The organism is Candidatus Bandiella numerosa (assembly GCF_029981845.1).
Taxonomy (GTDB): Bacteria; Pseudomonadota; Alphaproteobacteria; order Rickettsiales; family Midichloriaceae; genus Aquirickettsia; species Aquirickettsia numerosa.
This window is the reverse complement of the sequence record NZ_CP104164.1, coordinates 47,642-67,019: the sequence shown is the minus strand read 5'-3', so window position 1 is coordinate 67,019 and position 19,378 is coordinate 47,642. Positions and strand designations below refer to the sequence as shown.

The following is a 19,378-nucleotide window of genomic DNA, read 5'->3' as shown; positions in this document are numbered from 1 at the left end:
CTAGAATATCAAAATTTAGAATGTAACAAACATCACCTTTAGGTATGGCTTTAGAGGCAAATAATGAAGATAAAAGATAACAAAATTCCAGCAAATAATAAAAATATTGCAATATGCTTTATGGTTGCGCATTGCTTTTTCATGTCTTTAGGGACAGTTTTGCTAAAATTAATGCAGTTTGATTACCATATTACCCAGATAATGTTTTTTTATAATCTTTTATTATGTGTGACATTATTATGTCTTTCTTTCTTTGGTCGCAACTCACTTAGAATATCATGTGCAAATATTAAATATCATTTTTTAAGATCAATTTTTGGCTTTGGTGGTTTTGTTTTATTTTTTTATTCCTTATCTAATATGCCAATAAATGAAGTAAGGGCAATCATTTCATTAGACCCTATATTGACAGCCTTATTTGCTGTGTTGTTTTTTCAAGAATCAATTAACAGGATGAAGATGATTTCATTCATCACAACTTTTATTGGAGCCATAATATTGCTTCATCCAGAAAATATTCAACTATCAACTGGGGCAATAACATCGTTGTTAGCTGCAATAAGTTTTGGTATTTATAATAATGTTACTAAAAAGATTACGACCGGTAAAACAATTGATCAAATTTTTTATCTGTCACTTTTTTCCTTGCTATACACAACCATACCAGCGATTTATTATTGGAACCCAATAATAAAACTTCAAGATATATTTTTAATTTTTGGTATTGCAATTTTATTCATGCTTAGTTCTATTACTGTATTTCATGCATTTAAAAGAGCTGAATTATCATTAATTATGCCAATACATTTTTTAGGAGTAGTAATGACTGCAATTTTGGGATTTCTATATTTTGATGAAAAAATAGGTTATTTTACCATTATTGGAACTTTTGTGATAACTATAGGGATGATGCCACTTTTTTTAAAAAGAAGTGGAAATACCTGAGATTTTTTTTGATCTATAAAAAGAATGCACAGGATAATTTTGAAATATGAAAGAAAAAACAGTAATACACTGGTTTAAACAAGATCTAAGATTGCATGATAATCCCTCATTGTATAGTTCTTGCGAAACAGGTAGAATAATACCAATATATATATTTGATACTTACAATCCAAAGCAATATCAAATTGGAGGTGCAAGTAGTTGGTGGCTGCATCATTCATTGATTTCATTGCAAAAATCACTTAGTGGAAATTTATGTTTATTTTTAGGCAACCCCAAAGACATTTTGTTGTATTTAATCGACAAGTATAATGTTTGTTCAGTGCATTGGAACAGATGTTACGCTTCATGGAAAATTGAAAGAGATAGCGATATTGAGAAATTTTTAACATCAAAAGGTGTAGAAGTTAAGACCTATAATGCATCATTACTATGGGAGCCTTGGGAGACATTGAAACAGGACGGAACTCCTTATAAGGTTTTTACCCCCTTTTATAAAAGGGGTTGTTTGTTAAATGGTGTTTCACCCAGAAAACCAATACCAGCTCCCGTTAAAATTGATTTTTTCTTTAAGGATAATGAGTATAATAACATTGAAAAATTAAATTTATTGCCAAACTTAGCTTGGCATAAAAAATTGAGTAAACATTGGAATATTGGAGAAAAGAATGCAATATCTAAGCTTGCTGATTTTATTGAATCGAGTTTGCAAAATTATAAAGAAGGCAGAAATTACCCTGGAGAGAATTTTGCTTCTAGGCTTTCACCACATATTCATTTTGGTGAGATATCTCCAAATTTCATTTGGAATAAAATCAATTCCATTGAATCAGATGAAAATACACAACACTTTTTCAGTGAATTAGGTTGGAGAGAATTTTCATATTATTTATTGTACCATTTTCCATTTCTTCCAAAAAAAAATTTGCAGAAAAATTTTGATAAATTTCCATGGGAAAAGAATGAGAAATATTTAGATTGTTGGCAAAAAGGCATAACTGGTTATCCAATTGTAGATGCAGGAATGCGCCAACTTTGGGAAGAAGGATATATGCATAATCGAGTTAGAATGATTGTTGGTTCTTTTTTGGTAAAAAATCTACTTCTGCATTGGCAACATGGACAAAAGTGGTTTTGGGATTGTTTAGTTGATGCTGATTTGGCTAATAACAGTGCAGGTTGGCAGTGGATTGCTGGATGTGGAGCTGACGCTGCTCCATATTTTAGAATTTTTAATCCTGTTACACAAGGTCATAAATTTGATGCCCAAGGTAAATATACAAGAAAATATGTGCCTGAGCTAAATAATTTACCTGATAAGTACCTTTTTTCTCCATGGGAAGCTCCTAATAATGTACTAAAAGAAGCGGGAGTTGTGCTGGGTGAAAATTATCCCTATCCAATTGTGAATTTGCAAGAATCAAGAAACTTAGCTCTAGAAGCTTACGATAAAATAAAATTAAAAAATAATATTAATAATGGGTACTCAACAGTCTTATAATATGTTAGACTTACGATTAAGAAAGATAGGGTAAATCTTGCACTATTTGACGTACGTGAATTATTTATTGAATAGTCACAAATATTGATTTAAAATTCCGTTAAGTTCAATCAATAAGTTACTGCATTTTAAGGAGTTTATGTACAATTTCGTCGTATCAGAAAGTGCTGCAAAGCGGATCAATTGCTTAAACTCTAAGGAATTAAATTCACAAATGTTAAGGGTTAAGGTAGAAGGAGGCGGGTGTAATGGTCTTAAATATCAAATAGGGCTAACGGATTTAAAAAATAGTGATGATGTAATTTTTACCAAAGACGGAGCAAATGTTGTGGTTGATAAAATTTCAATAAATTATTTAAAAGATTCCCAGTTGGAATATGTTGAAGAGTTAGGTAATGCATCGTTTGTGGTGAAAAATCCAAATTCCAAATCAAGTTGTGGATGTGGCTCCTCATTTTCATTTTAATAATATAATAAATATCAAGTAGGTTATGACATATCAATATAAAAAAGCTCCAACGAATAGACAGCTGAGAGTGTCTGAAATTATCAGGCAAGAAATGGCTCAAATTTTTACAAGGGGTGAAGTTTTTCATCCTGCTTTTGAGAAAATTCCATTCACTGTACTAGATGTTAAAACCAGCGCTGATTTAAAAATATCTACGATTTTTATACATTCTGTTGATGAAAAATTTGATAAGGATTTAGTAAAAGCATTGAACATTTTAGCGCCAGAGTATCGTAAAAAATTGTCTGTTAGAATGCAACTTAAATTTTTACCACAGATAAGGTTTGAGATTGATAGGCATATAGATGATAAGATAAGGCTAGAGAAATTGTTAGATACAATTGGTAAAGAAAAGGTCTAGCATAAATGAACATAGCTACAGGTTATTTTGAGAGAGTTTATTAAGAAAGTGCTAGACAAATTGATATTATTTAGCAGAATTACTAAAAATATAAAAATATAAAAATATAAAAATATAAAAATATAAAAATATAAAAATATAAAAATATAAAAATATAAAAATATAAAATTATAAAGAGATAGCAATGCAAGAATTAAAAGGATTACCTTATTATAAAATTAGGCAATTACTTATTGATAAAAAGGTGTCTGCACTTGAATTGACAAATGCATATATTGAAACATCTAGGGAAGCCAATAAAAAGTATAATGCCTACCGAGAAATTACAGATGAATATGCAATAAATCAAGCCAAAGCATCTCAAGAGAGAATCGACAAAGGACAGGCGCTAAAAATTGAAGCGATGCCAATAGGCGTAAAGGATAATTATTGCACAAAAGGTGTACTAACCACGGCTTGCTCCAGAATGTTAGAAAATTTCATTCCTCCTTATGAATCTACTGTGACTAATCAATTATTTGCAAACGGTGGTATCATGATAGGTAAGGCTAATATGGATGAATTTGCTATGGGTTCATCCAATACTAATAGTTATTTTGGTAATGTAATAAACCCATACAGAGCTAGTGATTCAAACAGAGATTTAGTTGCTGGCGGTTCTTCAGGTGGCTCTGCAGCAGCAGTTGCTGCAAATATGTGTTTAGGTGCTTTAGGAAGTGATACAGGAGGTTCGGTTAGGCTTCCTGCTGCTTTTACAGGTACAGTTGGGGTAAAGCCAACTTATGGTAGGTGCTCTAGGTTTGGAATGATAGCATTTGCAAGTTCATTGGATCAAGCAGGAGTTTTTGCAAATAATATTACCGATGTTGGTTTAATTGTAGAAGCTATTTCTGGATTTGACGAAAATGATTCTACATCTAAAGATATTGCTTCTCCTGACATTTTAAATAGTATTGGCAAGAGTATCAAAGGTATGAAAGTTGGTGTTCCGAAAGAGTATCAGAAGGAAAATCTTAATCAAACAATTGTAGATTACCTAGAAAAAGCGAAGCAATGGTTTATTGATGCTGGGGCGGAGATTGTAAATATTTCATTACCTCATACAGACCATGCGCTTGCAACTTATTATATAATTACGTCAGCAGAAGCCTCATCTAATTTAGCTAGGTATGATGGAGTTCGATATGGCACTAGAATAGAAGGGCATGGTGATAATTTTCAAGACATGATTGAAAGAACAAGGGGTGAATGCTTTGGTGCTGAAGTTAAAAGAAGGATAATTTCTGGCACTTATGTATTATCTTCAAGCCACTTTGGGGCATATTATCAAAAAGCACAAAAAGTTAGAAGACTAATAGCAAACGATTTTGTCAGTGCTTTTGAAAAAGTTGATGTTATTCTTACGCCAACTACTTCAAATCCTGCTTTTGCAATTGGAGAAAAATCAAATCCCATTGATATGTATAATAACGATTTATTCACAGTTCCTGCTAGTCTTGCAGGATTACCATGCATGTCAATCCCTATTGGATTTTCTCATAATAAACTACCTCTGGGGCTTCAGCTTATAGCAAACTCTTATGATGAGGAAAATTTATTCAAATTTGCAAACATTGTTGAAAAGAGTGCTAATTTTAAAAGATAATTTTACTTTTATGACAAGTGGTTGAAAAGATTAATAAGGTTAGCAAGATGCATCGGTATAATTCTTAATTTATTATTGTCTATTTTTAATACAATAATAGTACCATTATTTTTGAAGATGTTTCATTATTTTGAAGTAAATATTGACGAAATTAAAGTATCAGTTTAACCTGATACTTTATAAATACGTGTTTTTAAATCTGGATAATGCCTTCAGTTAATGATTCAGTGCCAAATTTTTCACTACCATCGACAAATGGGAGAGAAGTTTCATCGGGTGATTTTTTAGGTAGAAATCTTGTCATTTATTTTTATCCTAAGGATTTCACACCTGGATGTACTATAGAAGCTAGGGATTTTTCTGATAAAATTGAGCAATTTCAAAAATTTAATACTATTGTGTTGGGTGTTTCTAAAGACAGTATAGAAAGCCATAATAATTTTATATCTACGCAATGTATCACTTTTGATCTTATATCTGATTCTGAGGCAGAGTTATGTGAAAAATTTGGTGTATGGAAAGAAAAGAGCATGTTTGGCAAGAAATATATGGGGATAGAAAGAAGTACCTTCTTGATTGACTCAAAAGGTACAATAAAAAAGATTTGGCATAAGGTGAAAATAGGTGGTCATGTAGATCAAGTGCTTTTAGAAGCGAAAAAATTATTCCAACTTAGTGGTAATGAAAGTTGATAATGCAAACAATGGTAATTCATCTGAAAATAAAAATGATGTAATTTTTCTTGATGATAATACGATACAAAGGTGTGGCAAAAATAATATAGTAAATGGTAGATTTATAATAGATAGATCTAAGCCACTGAATGCATTTTCTAACAATTTTTGTAAAGCGTATTCTGCTAACGACATACAGAATTCAAACCGTAGTGGATATTATGCTAAAATTTTTGAGAAGCCATTTTTATATAATGTAGATGCTATTAAAAATCTAATTTCTAGCCCAATAGGTAACTTCATTAATCCTATTGCAATTGGAATAATTGAATTTCATGATAATGGAGATGAATATGTTGCAGTTATATTTGATGATATATCAGCTGTTTCATTAGGAGAGTTAATTGATAAGAGTGAGAGTTTTTCAGATAAATATATTATCAAAAATATATTATATAACGTTAAGGAAGCTCTGAAAAGTTTACATGATTTAGGCATTGCCCATGGATCTGTCAATTTAGATAACATTTATTTGACTAAATCCGGAGATTTTGCTTTAGATGAATGTTTTTCGACACCTTTTGGATACGAACAATCTCCATTATATGAACCATTAAGTATTGCGAAAATTTCACCAAATGCTAAGGGTCATAGTAATTATAGTGCTGATTATTATGCTCTTGGAGTTGTATGTTTAGAACTTACAAATGGAAAAAGGCTTGAAAATCAAACTGTGGAGATATTGAATAACGAAAGAATATATAATGGCTCGTATAGGTACTATACTAATAATAAGCTTTTAACTGGTACTATAAATAAAATTATTCAAGGTTTACTAAATGATAATGAAAGATTTGGTTATGAGGAATTATCTAACATACCATCATTGAAAGATTTTTTCCTAGCTGACAAAGAGGCTGATTTTATTGAACCCATATATTTTAATGGTAAAAAAATATATTATTCTAAGGTTTTGGCTCATGAAATGATTTGTAATTTTGTAAAGGCTAATGATTTATTTTTCACAGGGAAGCTTCAGAAATTTTTGTCCAAATTTTATAAAGACTTAGAATTTCTTAATAAAATAAAATTTATATTAAATGTAAATTTGATTACGGAATCGTTTGAACCAAAAAATTGCACACTAAATGAATTAGCTCTTGCGGAGATTATAAGAATATTAGGTTTTAGCAATATTTTTTCACTTAAAGATATCTCATTTAGTTTTGATAATTACTCTATTAGCAATTTGGTTTTATTTTTGGTTAATAATAACGAATTTTTAAAGCTTAGGCTTTTATCGGAAATGATAGAATATCAGTACTTAATTAATCCAGCTAAATTTAAATCAAATAATAAGGAGTCTAATTTTTTTGTGATTTATATGGAAAGATTAGCTGTAAATAGGAGTGATTATTTATTCAATTTTTTATACACATTGAACAAAATATTTGCGCATTTACCATATCTTCAGCCATTACAGAAGAGAAAATTGCTTTTTTCGGCAAAAGATGTTGTGTATTTTATTGAAAGAAATAATATCCCTGAAAAATTCCTTTTTGATAATATTTTTTTAGCTCCCTTTTTATATTCAAAATTAGATAATAATATTATTGGTTCATCTATCAACTCAGTTATGAAAAGTATTCACTCAGTCAAGATGTTGCTTTTGTTTAATGAGGTGCAAAAGATTTATAAAATAGAAAAATTGCCACATATAGTAGGTATTTTTTTAACAAACATAATTGAGTCAATTAGTAAGTTTATACAAAGCAAAACAATCAAAAATGAGCTAGTAAATAAACTAAGTGATATAGCTAAGGATGGTGATTTAGGTAAAATAATTGAATTTTTACAAAATAGTGATTTATTACAAAGTGATAAGGAGACTTTTAAAAATAGTGTAATTAAAACAAAAGATATTCACAAAAAATTGAATGATATTATCATGGAGTTAGAGTCAAAAGAATATATGCAACAAAAATCTATGAATACAGCGCTCACAATTAGTTATGTATTATTTTCTGTAGCAGTGATATATCTGCTAGCTAGATTAACCATTTAACTATTTACAGTGGATAAAGTTTTTTTGATTTATGCGAAGCAAAATTTTCTTAATAAGGATACTGTGCTAGATGATTGTGTTTTTATTAGAGAAAAAATATCGATTATAGCGTTTTTTTTTACTTTGATTTGGCTTGTTTATAATAGGTTATGGAATGGAGTAATTTTTTATATAACTATATCTATAATAATTTCCTGCTTAGGTGTTTTGGGTTTCATAGATAACAATATTAAGGCATTCATATTTCTATGTGTCTCTGGTTATTTTGCAATTTTTAGTAGCTTTATGATACAAAATAAACTCATTAAAAATAAGTATAGCTTAAAGTCAATTATTTATGCAGATTCTAAGGAGTCAGCACTATCAAAGCTTTTGCTTACATTAAAAGTTTTTAACAATTGCTAAAAATACTATTATAATCATTATGATTGCTGGTATTTCATTGAATATTCTGAAATATTTTTCGCTCTTTTGATTTTTATTATTAGCAAAATTTTTTGCATACTTTGCCATTAAATGATGGGTATATATCAAACAAATTACGAATAATAATTTGATGTGTAGCCAAGTATTTCCTTTAAACCCCACTATATAGATTAAAATCAATCCAGTTACCAAACTTGATAAAAAAGCTGGAAGCATAATGAATCTTAATAATTTTTTTTCCATTATTTTAAATAAATTATCAGCTTCGGAATTTTTTTTTGTTTTCGTATGGTAAACAAAAATTCTTGGAAGATATAGCAATCCAGCCATCCAAGATATAATGGAGACTATATGAAATGCTTTTATGAATAGGTAACTTTCAAATATAATGTTTTGCATTTGTTCTATAGAAATTTGACTACATTTTGTTAATTAAAAATTATATACATAATATCCAATTCATCATACTTTTTTCTGATTTTAAGTTTATTGATATTGTTTAGGGTGATAAAATTGTATGATTTATTAAATTTAAATAAACGCATTGCCAGATTTTGCTATTGGCCTCTATAGCTTGGGTCAGATAGGTAGTTACAAGGAGTGATGAGCGAAGTGTAGTAAAACCTACATAAGCGAAGAATGACGATGTCAATGCATATCTGGCTTATGCTATATCTATAGAAGTGCCAGTTTTTTAGCCATATCAATTGCGGCATAAGTTATTATCGAACAAGCACCAGCTCTCTTAAATGAAATTAGGCTTTCTATGAATACACTATCAGTATCAAAGATACCTTTTTCTCCTGCTATTTTTAGCATTGAATATTCTCCACTTACCTGATAAGCGATTATTGGGATATTAAATTCCTTTTTTATTAAACTTATTACGTCTAAATATGGCATACCAGGCTTTATAATAATTGCATCAGCTCCTTCGGAAATATCAAGACCAACTTCATAAATGGCTTCCCTAGCATTTCTAAAATCCATTTGATATGTATCTTTAGGAGAATTTTTGAGGAAATTTTTAGAGCCAACAGCATCTCTGAATGGTCCGTAAAAATTTGATGCATATTTTGCTGAATAAGAGATTATTTTAGTATTATAAAATCCATCTTGCTCCAATGAATCTCTAATTCTCCCAACTCTTCCATCCATCATTTCTGATGGTGCAATGACATCGCAACCGGACTCTGCCAGACTAATTGATTGTTTGCATAATATATCTAACGTGGCATCATTTAAAATTTTCCCATCGCTATTAGTAATTCCGTCATGACCATCTAAAGTATATGGATCGAGTGCGACATCTGCCATTATTCCAATATCAAAATTGTGCTTTTTTATTTCTCTTATAGCTCGGCAAATTAAATTATTAATATTATATGACTCACTAGCATCATTGCTTTTTTTATCACTCGTGATTTGTGGGAATAGTAAAATTGCTTTAATCCCAGATTCTATCGCTTTTTCTACTTCTTTTATTAAGTTATCTACGCTGTATCTATAGACACCGGGCATAGTGTTAATTGCATCTTTAATATTATTACCCTCGGTGACAAAAAAGGGTTGTATTAGGTTTTTAGGGCTAATACACGTTTCTGCAAATAAATCTCTACTCCACTTGCAATTTCTTAGTCTCTGAAATCTTTTTTTAGGATAACTTAAAGAAAACATACTTTAAAATAATGTTTTGTATTCAACAAGAACTTATATATAGGTCGATATTTTGTCAATCACTGATAAAAAGAGAGAAGTGAAATATTTTATGTAAAATTGCGCTAAACAGCAGTCTAAAGATTATTAATCTAGTGCACCCATCTCTTTTTATAATATAGCAACAAAATGGGCAATACCAAACAATAAATCTGGTATCGCCGAAAGAGTTTATAATTCGTCGTGTGCAGTTGCTGATGTTGCTGAATCAATATAACTCATTGTTGTATCAGAAGGGGAGGCAGGGGTGTATTCATCACCATGCCAATACATTTTTTGATTATATGACCAAACACCTATTCCTTTAAAATTAGGATCTTGTATTTTTAAAGCTTCTGGTTTTATCAGCTCCATTACTGCTTTAATGTATTCAATTTGATTTCCTGCTCCAGCTGCTACTTGACCAGCTTTGGTTTCAAATTCATGTGCGGATGCAGCGGCCGGTATCGCGAATTGATATGGAACATTTAGTGCCTGCATGTCTTTTATTTCTTGTGCGGCATACTTTTTAAAGTCATCTACTGAATTTAGTTGACCTCCAGGTAAGGGGCCTAAATCATATAATGAATCCATAACGCAACCATTACCATACTGCGTTAACATTGTTTTTACGTCAGGTGTTATCGATTTTGCAAAAGTGAATATGCTAAAAAATCTTCCATTAGGATGATTTGCATTTACACATCCAAGTGGATCATTGGTAAGATTTGGATTTACACCTGTGTTATCACCTGAATGTCCATTCCACCCAGCAAAATTTTTGGCAATTTGATAATAGAAGTATTTTTGCCCAGATCCGGAAACACTTCCTCCTTCTCCCGTAAAACTAAATGGTTCAACATCAAATTGCACCCCATCAACCGAGTTATTCCCGCATATATTTTTTGAGACCTTATCAGCAAAAGCTTCCGCTTCAGGTTGATTTAACGTGTTAAAATAATCCAAATAATCGTATACGCCCTCTTTTTTATTATCCACACGTCCATCAATAATAAGTATATTTTGCGCAACCTTTGGAATATTTAAATACGCCTCTAGGCTTTTAAGACCGACATGCTGATCCTTATCTTCTCCTGGAAAGGTAACCACAAATCCATCTTCTAGACCTTTATCAGATTTAAATCCATTTGCTTTTATACATGGATCAGTTTTATCGGATTCACCTGAGCCACGGCAATACATTTCAATATCTCCACCATAGGAATATATTTGTGTATATGGAAAGAATGTTGCTTTTTGATTCCACTCTGTTATGGCGTCCTTAAATAATCCAGGTTTCACAAAGTTTCCAGGTTTAATTTCAAGAGTGCCTTCAGGTAAGGGTGAGGTGTCTTCTTTGTCTCTGTATATTTTATCATACACCCAAGTCCCGTAACCATACGGTATTATCGGTATTATATCCTTATTAATCTGTGAATTAGTCATGTGGTCCCCACTATAAGTTATATGTAGACTAAGTAAAATGTATAAAATATGAATTGTCAAGGAGGTCCAAAATTTTATAAAGTGTGAGGTTTATATGGAAAAATTGGTTTACATCTTGGCTCTCATATGCATGATGGTTTGTAATTTTAGCACTTGAATTTTAAAGATTATGGCAAAAATACTTTTAATTATTACTGGTAGTATTGCTTCATATAAAGCTATTAAGTTAATTTCTTTGTTAGAAAGTAGGAATGATACTGTCACAGTTATTTTAACTAGTGGGGCGGAAAAATTCATTACGTACTTGAGTATTAAAAGTTTATGTAAGGCTGCTATCTATAGGGATGAAATATTTCAAGAAGAGCATGATCCAATGTTGCACATAAATTTAGCAAGAACGCATGATATTATTTTGGTAGCTCCTACCACAGCTAATTTTATTGCTAAAATAGCTTGTGGCTTAGCCAATACTCTATCTTTATCGTGTATACTTGCTACAGAAATACCTATAGTACTGGCTCCCGCCATGAACCCAAGTATGTATCAAAATGGGATTACACAAAGTAACTTAAGTTTTTTGAAAGAAAAGAATTTTCAAATAATTGAGCCTGAATTTGGGTTAATGGCCTGCGGAGAAGAGGGTGTAGGTAGGTATCCAAATGAAGAAAGGATAGTGGATTTTATTTATTCTAGTCTTTTGAGAGGGAAAAAATTAAAAGGTAAAAAGGTAATAGTGAATTTAGGTTCTACCCATGAATCAATTGATCCAGTTAGATTTATAGGTAATTATTCATCGGGAACTCAAGGTATGCTGATTGTTGATGAGTTATTAAGGCGAGGATATGAAGTTCATGTCATAGCTGGGTATACTACAATTTCTTTGCCAAAAAATGTAATACGAGCACATACAGCGAATGAAATGCTGAAAGAATCTCTTAATTTACTTCCTGCTGATGTTTATATTAGTGTTGCAGCTATATGCGATTTTAAAATTAAGGAATATAGTACCAGCAAAATAAAGAAAAGTACTGATAGTTTAAAGCTGGAATTTGTAAAAAATATAGATGTGGTGTCTGAGATAGCTCACCATAAAAGTAGGCCTAAATTAGTTATAGGTTTTGCACTTGAGAGTGATAACTACGAGTTTAATGCTATGAATAAGTTAAAAGATAAAAATATTGATTTAGTGGTGGTAAATAAGGCTAAATATATTGGTAAAGATTTTAATGAATTTAGTATTTATAGTGCTGATTCATACAAAGAATTAGGTACTATTTCGAAAAAAGACTTGGCGAAAAATTTAGTTGATAAGTTGGAAAAATTGCTAAGCTAGAAAAATTGTGAAAAACCTTATTTAATTTTTTTGATTCTCATTTTAACACCATTTGTAAATTTTAAGCGTTGATTGTTGTCTAAATTAAATTTAGATGCAAATAGGGTTATATTTTGGTAATCTAAAGTTATCTCTTTATCCGAAGATATTGTATAATCCTCATAGTTAATTAACAAATTAGGTGAGCGCAACTTTATTATATTTTTGCTATTAATATATATTTTGCCATCTAAAAAAATTTTTCTTTTATTAATCATTAATATAGCTTTTTGCGCGTAAAAATTAAAATCAAAATTATTCTTTAATTTTACTTTTCCTGAGATAGATTCTAAATCAATTTGTGAATTTACTTTATTTGCACTCTTTGCTTGAATGGCTAACTCACTATTTTCATTATCATAAAAAAAATACTGTGGATTTAATATTGATGTTTCGTATTTGGATTTGGTAAGTGATGATGTTTCTTGAGATGAAGTTATCATATTTTCTATCTCTAACATATTGATATGATAATTAATGATCAATGATATACACATCCCCATCAGTACAAGTAAAAGACTGAATTTAATAGAATTTTTATATTTCATTAAACTATTCCTGCTCTCACCAAGTCATGCATGTGAATAATGCCTATAGGCTTTTTTTCTTTAACAACAAAAATTTGTGTAATGTTATTCTCATTCATTATAAATAAGGCTTGAGAAGCAAATATATCTTTTTCCACTGCAAAAGGGTTTTTGCTCATAATATCTTTTGCTTTGGCATTTTTAAAATCCATATCGATATGTCTTCTTAAGTCTCCATCAGTTACGATTCCAATTAATTCATCTTTTTTGTTCAATACTGCAGTACAGCCAAATCCCTTTTTTGTCATCTCGAGAATAACGTCCATCCCAGAATTATCAGCTGTGACTGTTGGTATGGAGTCTTTTTTATGCATTAATTTTGATACTTTTAATAATCTTGCTCCAATTTTTCCTCCTGGATGTAAAATTTTAAAATCTTCCTTGGAAAAATTTCTTAACCTCTGTAGTGCAATAGCTATAGCGTCCCAATAAGCAATCATCATTATAACAGATGTGGATGGAACATCTATATCAGAAGCTTCTTTGCTATTAGGTAGGATAATCGGTAAATCAGAAATTTTACTTAAAACAGAGGTACTTTTCCTAGTAATGCCAATTATGTATATATTGAATCTTTTACAGTAATCAATGATTGTATTTAATTCATAAGTATCCCCTGAATTTGATAGTAACACTACCACATCGTTTTTGGTGATCATTCCTAAATCTCCATGGCCTGCCTCTGCAGGATGTATGAAAAAAGAGGGGGTGCCAGTTGAGGACAAGGTTGAAGATATTTTTCTTGCTACATATCCACTTTTACCAATCCCGCTTAATATTAGCCTTCCATTGATATGTATGATTTTTTTTATTATTGTACAGAAATTTGAGTCAATTGCTTCTTTTAAATCTTTTAGCCCGTTTATTTCGTCTTCTATAATCTGTTTGCCAATCAATATTAAATCATTTTCTTTCTGCATGCTTATAACTACCTATTAGAAGAAATAATTTGGTAAACTTGTGTGTATAATAACACAAATTTATGCATAATGTAATTAACTTGTGTTAGAGTGCAATATTATTTATAATTCGTCTTCGGTTGAGGTTATATTTTGCCAGAACCAAATTTGCAAATTTTCTAATATTAAATATGAAAATAAATTTTTTTATTGCTATTTACTGTATTTTTATAAGTTTTTCTTTTGCTAATGAGATTAGTTTAATTAATGAAGTTGAAAATTATTTAAATAATTTTCGAACATTATCTGCTGATTTTCAACAGATATCACCTTTAAATGAGCATAAATCTTCATCTGGAAAGTTATATATATCTAAACCAGGGATGTTAAGATTTGACTATCTAAAACCAAAGAAATTAACAATTATTTTAAGGGATGAAAATATAATGTATCATGATCACGAATTACAAGAAGTATCTTATGTGAGTCAAAGTAATTATTTTTTTAAACTGCTTTCAGAAAAAAATATCAAATTAGCAGGAGATGTTAAAAAGATTAACTTGGTTAACAATGAAGTTTATCTGCATATTGATAAAATGGTAGATAATGTTAATACTAATATAATCATGATATTATCGCGTAATCCCATGAATTTGAAAGAAGTGCACATAAATAATAGTGAAGAAGATAAATATTTTTTGTATTTTACTAATATCAAATATAACTTAAGCTTTGATAAGAAGTTTTTTTCTCTTCAGTCTCCACAATTTTATTCAGCACCTTATTAATATGAATGTAATAACAAGATTTGCTCCAAGTCCTACTGGTACATTGCATATTGGGGGAGCGAGGACTGCGATTTTCAATTGGTTATTTGCCAAGAGGAGTAATGGCAAATTTTATCTAAGAATAGAGGACACTGATCGCAAACGCTCAAAAAATGAGTATGTCGAATCCATAAAACATGGATTAAATTGGTTGGGATTGAACTGGGATGAGAACATTGTTTTTCAATCACAGTGTATAGAAAGGCACAAAGAAGTAGCTCAAGCATTAATAGACAAAGGTAAGGCATATCATTGCTATGCTACACAAAAGGAAATACAAGATTTCAGAGACGCTAATCCTGGGCAGAAATTCGTAAGCAAATGGCGAGATGGCGCTCAATATTATGGAAGTAGCTTGCCAGTTGTGAGACTCAGAATTAACGATGATGGCATGACAAAGATAAATGATCTGGTTTTAGGTGAGATAGAGGTAAAGAATGGAGAGATGGATGACATGGTGTTGCTTAGATCAGATAAAACACCAACGTACCTGCTTTCCTGTGTTGTGGATGATTATGACATGCAAATTTCGCATATCATAAGAGGGAATGATCATCTAACTAACACTTTTCGGCAGTTGCAAATTTTAAAGGCCATGGGCTGGAAGGAGCCAAGCTATGTACACATACCATTAATTCATGGAAATGATGGTCGTAAAATATCTAAAAGAGATGGGGGGTTAGGACTGGAGGAATACAGCGAAAAAGGCTACCTACCAGAAGCGTTACTTAATTATCTATTGAGATTGGGTTGGGGGCACGAAGACAGAGAAATCATCAGCGCTCAGGAGGCTATTCAAATTTTTGATTTGGCCGACATAAGTAAATCTCCGGCAAGATTTGATTTGGATAAATTGAATTTTATCAACCAATATTACATTAGGTTATTGGATGACGAGATAATGTTTGATAAAATAATCAGCAAAATTAATAAAGAATTACTGGATGAAAAATGCCTAGAGAGGATTAAAAAATCTATTCCATTAATAAAATCTAGGGGTCAAACTATTAATGATTTAGTGGATTTAGTATCGATATTCATTTCATATGCTCATCCTATTGATGAGCAATCAAAAGAGATTTTAGCGCTTGATGCTTCCAAGCAAATATTAATAGATATTTTATACATTTTTAAAGATGAGCAAAGTTGGAATGCTGATATGTTAAAGCAACTTTGTTCTAACTTTGCAACAAAATATGAAATTAAGATTCCAATCATTATGAAAGCTTTAAGAGCTGGAGTTTTAGGAACCTTTAAATCTCCACCGATATACGAAACTCTCGAAATTTTAGGCAAGGAAGAGACGATGCATAGAATATCACAAGTTATAGATCGGGGCTGAATTATATTGAGTATTTGAAATAATTTAAAAATTAAGCTAAATTGTGGAGACAATTATGTATGTTGTATAGTGTTTAAAGTATTTATCTTTATTTTGTTTTTCATTGTTGTAGTATTTTTCTTCTCTCTTGTTTTTATATATAAATTGTTTTTGAAGCCATTTAGTGCTAATAAACATGATACTAGAAAGGGCATAATTAAGAATGTTAGTAGTATTGAAGAGAGAGATGAGAAGTAATACCGTATATAATCTTTTGTAATATTTTTTATTGACCAGTAATTTGACAATTTATTTTGTAGTGAGAAGGGTGGATGCTGAACGTTTTTAAATTAATGAGATTAAGTAAAATTAGTAAATATATACTGATAATAATAAGTATTGTGTTTATAGCTATAATTTTATACTTATGGATGCTATATTTAAAGGAACAGGGCGAAAAAAATCATAATGATTACTTAGTTAACGTTAAACAAACACATGATAAATTCCGGAAAAAAATAGAGAATATTGAAATTCTCTTAAATATTATTGGAAGTGTAATTATTGAAAATAATTATTATAAACCAGAAGAAATTTATTCCGTATTTTCTCAGTACATCGATTATTATGAAAAACATTTAAATATAGCCAGCAAAGATGAAAATCCTCTTCTAATTCAATTTTTAAATAAAGATGCTGATGTGAAAGTGGATAGATTCAGTGGCATTACTAAATGTAATGGTACAAAGGCATGTATTAATCTTATTGAAATTGCTCATAAAAATAGTTGGAAAGTTCATTTTGATAATATAAAGCAAGAATTGTTAAAAAATGATTATATATCATCTCTTGTATTTGGGTTGGTTGATAAAAATGAAAAATATTTTGGAGTTTTATTGGTGCATCTCAATAAAGAAAATATTAGTAATTTTATAGATTATTCTGGATTAATAACGGTTCTTGACAAGGAGTGTAATTTTATTTTTTCTAATAAAAGTAATGATGCCTATAGCGCCAAATACAATCGATTTATGAGTTTTTGTAAAAGTGTAAACAATAACAAAAATATACAGGATGTGAATTGGCAAAAAAGAAAAAATATGTCTACTTTATATCATATTAATTATAAAGATTTGATATTTATTTTTGAGCCTAATGAGCACAAAGACCCACATTCATTGGATCGTTTTTATTCAGTGATAACTAACGAAGTGTATATAAGTATGATTGTTATACTGATTGTCTTATTTTTCACCATTTTACTTTTATTTTTACTACATTTAAAAATTAGAAAGCAGGAAGAGCAATTTGACTCTTACGTTGATAACAAAAGCTATAATAAAATAAATTTTTCACATGTGTTAGAGAGGGTAAAAAATTTAAATCAGTCTATAGAAATAGATAAAGAAAAAACTGATGAGCTCGAGCTGATAAGTGAGTTGATTCCAGTTATTACTCATAATATTAATGATAATTTAAGTGGTATACTTTCTTTTATTGATAAGTACGAAAAAACTTACTTAGATGGAGCTAATAAAAAATCAAACAATGCGATAGATTATTTTAAAAGGCAGTTTAAATTTTGGTCTCACCGTCATTTCACATTAACTAAGTCCAGGATAGTATTGAATAAATTTTTGAATAATGTTCTAAATGAATATGGATTTAGCTTTTCACTGAGTAAGTTTGATAATGGTAATTTCTCAATCTATGGAGATAAAAATCTAATAAAAACAATGGTTTTTGAGCTACTTACAAAATTTTATGAATATAAACAGCCTAATAATGTTAATATCAGCATTAAAAAGGATTCGGGGATGAAAAAAATTATTATCACTATGGAGGGAAAGTTAGATTTAGAAGAAATTCATAAAAAAATAATTAAAATTGATTTTCCAAAATCAACAGTGATTAATGAACTTCTTTTTATAACTAAAGGTTTATTATATGCAAAATTTATAATGAAAATTCACAATGGTAGTTTGAAGATTAAAAAAAATGATGAAATTATTACTGTAAAACTTTTCTTTGATGAAATTTGAAATTTTCTTGCTTTCGTAATGAGTTATTATAGTATGACTTTAAACCTCTTATATTAATAATATGAAATATAGTGTTGCGGTGGTTGGTGCTACAGGTAATGTTGGCAGAGAGATTTTTAGCACTTTAGAAAACTCCAAAATTAAAATAGAAAATATATTTGCAGTTGCATCTCAGAAATCGGTCGGCAAAGAGGTGATTTTTAACAATAAAGTAATCAGAGTAAATGCTTTAGAAGGATTTGATTTTGCAGGTATTGATTTTGTATTTTTCGCAACTAGTGCAGAGACATCTAGAGAATATGTACCAAAAGCAAGCAAAGAAGCAAAATTGGTTATAGACTTGTCTTCTCATTTTAGAATGCATAAAGAAATTCCATTAGTGGTGCCGGAAGTTAATATATCTTCACTGGAGCTGGCAAAAAAATCACATATAGTCGCAAATCCCAATTGTGTAGCAATTCCCTTAGTTGTGACACTTAGAAACTTACACGAATTTGCTCAAGTATCAAGGATTGTTGTTTCAACATATCAGTCAGTTTCAGGAGCTGGCAAAAAAGCAATGGATGATTTATATGCTCAAACAAAAAATAGATTGGTCAATGCATTTTCCGATGACAACAATAGAGAGAAAATAGCATTTAATGTGATAGCTAAAATTGATGAGTTAGTTGGAAGTGGTTATACTAAAGAAGAAATTAAGGTTATGGAAGAAACAAAAAAGATGTTATGTAGTGACATTGATGTAACTGCAACATGTGTCAGAGTGCCTGTTTTTGTAGGACACAGTATGTCCGTTAATGTTGAGTTTTCTAAAAATATATCAGTAAATGAAGCTTATAATATTTTAAATAAATCAGATGGGATAGTGACAGACAGAACAAGTGAATATAGTTATTTTACCCCGATAGATTGTGTAGGTAGAGACGAGGTTTACGTATCAAGAATTAGACAAGATGTTGCGAATAATATTTTAAATTTATGGATAGTTTCAGATAATCTTAGAAAAGGAGCCGCGCTTAATGCGGTCCAAATTTTTGAAAAATATATAGAAAGTTATTTATAAA

Annotated in this window: 19 protein-coding genes; 14 read left to right on the top strand and 5 right to left on the bottom strand. The window is 30.1% G+C overall.

Features of this window, described 5'->3' with window-relative positions; genetic code table 11:
* Nucleotides 1–63 precede the first annotated feature (63 nt).
* The 8 genes from N3Z17_RS00300 (at nucleotide 64) to N3Z17_RS00265 (ending at nucleotide 8,104) form a co-directional block, all read left to right on the top strand.
* A complete protein-coding gene (locus N3Z17_RS00300) occupies nucleotides 64–945 on the top strand; it encodes a DMT family transporter (protein ID WP_282472033.1) in 882 nt (293 codons plus the stop codon).
* A 46-nt stretch (nucleotides 946–991) separates the two neighbouring features.
* Nucleotides 992–2,446 carry a cryptochrome/photolyase family protein gene (locus N3Z17_RS00295; RefSeq protein ID WP_282472032.1) on the top strand — a complete coding sequence of 485 codons (1,455 nt, stop codon included), beginning with the start codon at nucleotides 992–994 and terminating at the stop codon, nucleotides 2,444–2,446.
* Between the two features lie 139 nt (nucleotides 2,447–2,585).
* Entirely contained in the window at nucleotides 2,586–2,912 is a 327-nt protein-coding gene (locus N3Z17_RS00290; protein WP_282472031.1) for a HesB/IscA family protein, read from the top strand.
* Between the two features lie 25 nt (nucleotides 2,913–2,937).
* Complete coding sequence (gene rbfA, locus N3Z17_RS00285) at nucleotides 2,938–3,315, top strand: 30S ribosome-binding factor RbfA (protein WP_282472030.1); 378 nt, start codon at nucleotides 2,938–2,940, stop codon at nucleotides 3,313–3,315.
* Nucleotides 3,316–3,499: 184 nt separating this feature from the next.
* Nucleotides 3,500–4,960 (top strand): Asp-tRNA(Asn)/Glu-tRNA(Gln) amidotransferase subunit GatA, encoded by a 1,461-nt coding sequence (gene gatA / locus N3Z17_RS00280; protein WP_282472029.1) that lies wholly within the window; start codon nucleotides 3,500–3,502, stop codon nucleotides 4,958–4,960.
* A gap of 206 nt (nucleotides 4,961–5,166) precedes the next feature.
* The gene (gene bcp, locus N3Z17_RS00275; protein ID WP_410519588.1) at nucleotides 5,167–5,652 is read left to right on the top strand and encodes a thioredoxin-dependent thiol peroxidase; all 486 of its coding nucleotides are present in this window, start codon (nucleotides 5,167–5,169) and stop codon (nucleotides 5,650–5,652) included.
* Entirely contained in the window at nucleotides 5,642–7,699 is a 2,058-nt protein-coding gene (locus N3Z17_RS00270) for a protein kinase family protein (protein WP_282472028.1), read from the top strand. Before bcp ends, N3Z17_RS00270 begins: the two co-directional genes overlap by 11 nt.
* A gap of 9 nt (nucleotides 7,700–7,708) precedes the next feature.
* A complete protein-coding gene (locus tag N3Z17_RS00265; protein WP_282472027.1) occupies nucleotides 7,709–8,104 on the top strand; it encodes a DUF2628 domain-containing protein in 396 nt (131 codons plus the stop codon).
* Here the strand turns inward: N3Z17_RS00265 and hemJ are convergent.
* The 3 genes from hemJ to N3Z17_RS00250 form a co-directional block, all read right to left on the bottom strand.
* The gene (gene hemJ, locus N3Z17_RS00260; RefSeq protein ID WP_282472644.1) at nucleotides 8,081–8,512 is read right to left on the bottom strand and encodes a protoporphyrinogen oxidase HemJ; all 432 of its coding nucleotides are present in this window, start codon (nucleotides 8,510–8,512) and stop codon (nucleotides 8,081–8,083) included. The genes N3Z17_RS00265 and hemJ overlap by 24 nt on opposite strands.
* A gap of 288 nt (nucleotides 8,513–8,800) precedes the next feature.
* Nucleotides 8,801–9,802 (bottom strand): porphobilinogen synthase, encoded by a 1,002-nt coding sequence (gene hemB, locus N3Z17_RS00255; RefSeq protein WP_282472026.1) that lies wholly within the window; start codon nucleotides 9,800–9,802, stop codon nucleotides 8,801–8,803.
* Nucleotides 9,803–10,012: 210 nt separating this feature from the next.
* On the bottom strand, nucleotides 10,013–11,266 hold the full coding sequence (locus N3Z17_RS00250; protein ID WP_282472025.1) for a hypothetical protein: 1,254 nt from the start codon (nucleotides 11,264–11,266) through the stop codon (nucleotides 10,013–10,015).
* 169 nt (nucleotides 11,267–11,435) lie between these two features.
* On the opposite strand from N3Z17_RS00250, the gene coaBC reads away from it, so the two are divergent.
* Nucleotides 11,436–12,599, top strand: a complete 1,164-nt coding sequence (gene coaBC, locus N3Z17_RS00245) for a bifunctional phosphopantothenoylcysteine decarboxylase/phosphopantothenate--cysteine ligase CoaBC (protein WP_282472024.1) — start codon at nucleotides 11,436–11,438, stop codon at nucleotides 12,597–12,599.
* 17 nt (nucleotides 12,600–12,616) lie between these two features.
* On the opposite strand, the gene lptC is transcribed toward coaBC, so the two are convergent.
* Nucleotides 12,617–13,186 (bottom strand): LPS export ABC transporter periplasmic protein LptC, encoded by a 570-nt coding sequence (lptC, locus tag N3Z17_RS00240; RefSeq protein WP_282472023.1) that lies wholly within the window; start codon nucleotides 13,184–13,186, stop codon nucleotides 12,617–12,619.
* Nucleotides 13,186–14,145, bottom strand: a complete 960-nt coding sequence (locus tag N3Z17_RS00235; RefSeq protein WP_282472022.1) for a KpsF/GutQ family sugar-phosphate isomerase — start codon at nucleotides 14,143–14,145, stop codon at nucleotides 13,186–13,188. Before N3Z17_RS00235 ends, lptC begins: the two co-directional genes overlap by 1 nt.
* Before the next feature lie 170 nt (nucleotides 14,146–14,315).
* Here N3Z17_RS00235 and N3Z17_RS00230 point away from each other — a divergent pair, with 170 nt between their 5' ends.
* The 5 genes from N3Z17_RS00230 (at nucleotide 14,316) to N3Z17_RS00210 (ending at nucleotide 19,377) form a co-directional block, all read left to right on the top strand.
* Nucleotides 14,316–14,912 (top strand): LolA family protein, encoded by a 597-nt coding sequence (locus N3Z17_RS00230; RefSeq protein WP_282472021.1) that lies wholly within the window; start codon nucleotides 14,316–14,318, stop codon nucleotides 14,910–14,912.
* Between the two features lies 1 nt (nucleotide 14,913).
* Nucleotides 14,914–16,293 carry a glutamate--tRNA ligase gene (gltX, locus tag N3Z17_RS00225; RefSeq protein ID WP_282472020.1) on the top strand — a complete coding sequence of 460 codons (1,380 nt, stop codon included), beginning with the start codon at nucleotides 14,914–14,916 and terminating at the stop codon, nucleotides 16,291–16,293.
* Nucleotides 16,294–16,362: 69 nt separating this feature from the next.
* Nucleotides 16,363–16,530, top strand: coding sequence for a hypothetical protein (locus N3Z17_RS00220; protein WP_282472019.1), 168 nt, complete (start codon nucleotides 16,363–16,365; stop codon nucleotides 16,528–16,530).
* Between the two features lie 74 nt (nucleotides 16,531–16,604).
* A complete protein-coding gene (locus N3Z17_RS00215) occupies nucleotides 16,605–18,314 on the top strand; it encodes a hypothetical protein (protein ID WP_282472018.1) in 1,710 nt (569 codons plus the stop codon).
* A 61-nt stretch (nucleotides 18,315–18,375) separates the two neighbouring features.
* Complete coding sequence (locus N3Z17_RS00210) at nucleotides 18,376–19,377, top strand: aspartate-semialdehyde dehydrogenase (RefSeq protein WP_282472017.1); 1,002 nt, start codon at nucleotides 18,376–18,378, stop codon at nucleotides 19,375–19,377.
* Nucleotide 19,378 lies beyond the last annotated feature (1 nt).